Genomic DNA, 1,577 nt, shown 5'->3' on the forward strand with positions numbered 1-1,577 from the left:
ACGCCGCAGTTGCCCTTCTCCTAATCTTCGGCTCTGCGAATACCTGATACATAGACTTTCACTATGCTAGCTTCATAACATGCCCAGCACACACGTCGAGTACAGGCGGCGAGCGCTTGCGCTCGTTGCCTGATACGATTTGTTCTACTTTTTTCGATTATATTTAATGCTAAATTCAGATTCATCTAAATCTGCTTCGTAGAGCTCTACGTGAGCAAAGTCTTTCCGTTCAAGGTGCTCTACTATTTTTTCAACTACAACTGGCTCAGATCTAATGCCAGTATCGATTCGAAGGAGTGACTCAGGTGGAAATTTCACATACTCCATTTTTGTCTCTTGATCGTACATGCAAAGTGATGGCGATATCAGAAAACGAGTTTCCTTTTCGTAACTCCATATTTCACCTTTCGTATGCATAGATTGTTCTATTTTTTCTGGGAACAAAGGATTCGATGATGAGATTCCCAGAGGGATCGATACTCTCTTATTCTCATAATTTACAACTCTTGCTTGAATTCCGTTCTGTTGTAGGAAAGTGGTGTCAAAGTGCACTCGATAGCCCTGATGCGAATATCCGTAGTGCGACCACATCAGAATATCGGAATCCTTTTCAATTGAATCTGAACTGAAGCAAAGAACCCTAGTGTTGTTGTCGGCTATCTTGTGCGTTTCTATTTTGAAGTGTTCCCTCAAGCCATCTTGGTCGTCAACTAATGCCTGTGCGGCAGGTAGAGGATTTTTTAATACAATCTTTTTTAGTTCTGCGTCTGAAAAATGGCTAAGCTCAGGAGCCTCTCTTAAATTGGAATAGAATGCTGGATCATCCAGTCGGTCGTATAGGTTTTTGATTTCCTCCTCTATTGTGACTACTCCTTCAGTGGCTAATGCAAAATCGAAAGGATCGTTGAGTTTGCTGGGGAGGGCTACTTTGAGACGATAGTTCTCAAGAGTGGAAGTGAGGTAGTCTCCAAAGTATCTAATCATTTTTGTAGAACGCTAAGGTGTCACGACGGAGGGGGCGGCAGCCCCCGGAGTTGTGACGACCGCATGGTTAGGATATTTTCTTCTCAGTCTCTCCACCATGTATTCAAGCTTCGATACATCAGAGACTGTTGGATCCAGCTTTATCCAAGAGCCTCTGCTGAACTGGAGTCCATAGTCCTTAATTGGGGGAAGCTCTAGCTCAGGGTAAAGGAACCTGATTCTCTTCCTTTCTTCTAATTCCATTTCATAGCGTTGTTTGTAATCATCAGCCATTTTCTCGTGGAGCATCCAGTACTCCTCGAGAAGCGTAGAGTACCTAGCCTTTGGATCTTCTTTTTCGCTCTTCTTTTGATTCAGGGGTTCTTCTGTTGGTGTTTGGTTTAGTTCAGCTAATGCCTTCAGTCTCGTCGTCTCTGCTCGATTTTTTTCGATAGCAACGAGTCCGAAAGCCATCGAGGCAATTGCTAGAGCTATGACTGCGATTTTCATTCTCTTCCTAACGCAAAGCTCAGGCGGCGGCGAGAATCGCCGTTGCCTGAAGCGCCTTGATATGTGTTATTCTTTTCATCTTCTGGCTCCGGTCTCCCATAGGT

The 1,577-nt window shown here is 44.1% G+C and carries 2 protein-coding genes; both read right to left on the reverse strand.

What is annotated here, in order from left to right; genetic code table 11:
* Positions 1-144: 144 nt before the first annotated feature.
* Positions 145-984: a DUF2971 domain-containing protein gene (locus JIN87_RS27910; protein ID WP_200360024.1), complete on the reverse strand. Its 840-nt coding sequence runs from the start codon at positions 982-984 to the stop codon at positions 145-147.
* A gap of 12 nt (positions 985-996) precedes the next feature.
* Positions 997-1,473 carry a hypothetical protein gene (locus JIN87_RS27915; RefSeq protein WP_200360026.1) on the reverse strand — a complete coding sequence of 159 codons (477 nt, stop codon included), beginning with the start codon at positions 1,471-1,473 and terminating at the stop codon, positions 997-999.
* Positions 1,474-1,577 lie beyond the last annotated feature (104 nt).

This window comes from Pelagicoccus mobilis (genome assembly GCF_016595505.1).
Lineage (GTDB): Bacteria > Verrucomicrobiota > Verrucomicrobiia > Opitutales > Opitutaceae > Pelagicoccus > Pelagicoccus mobilis.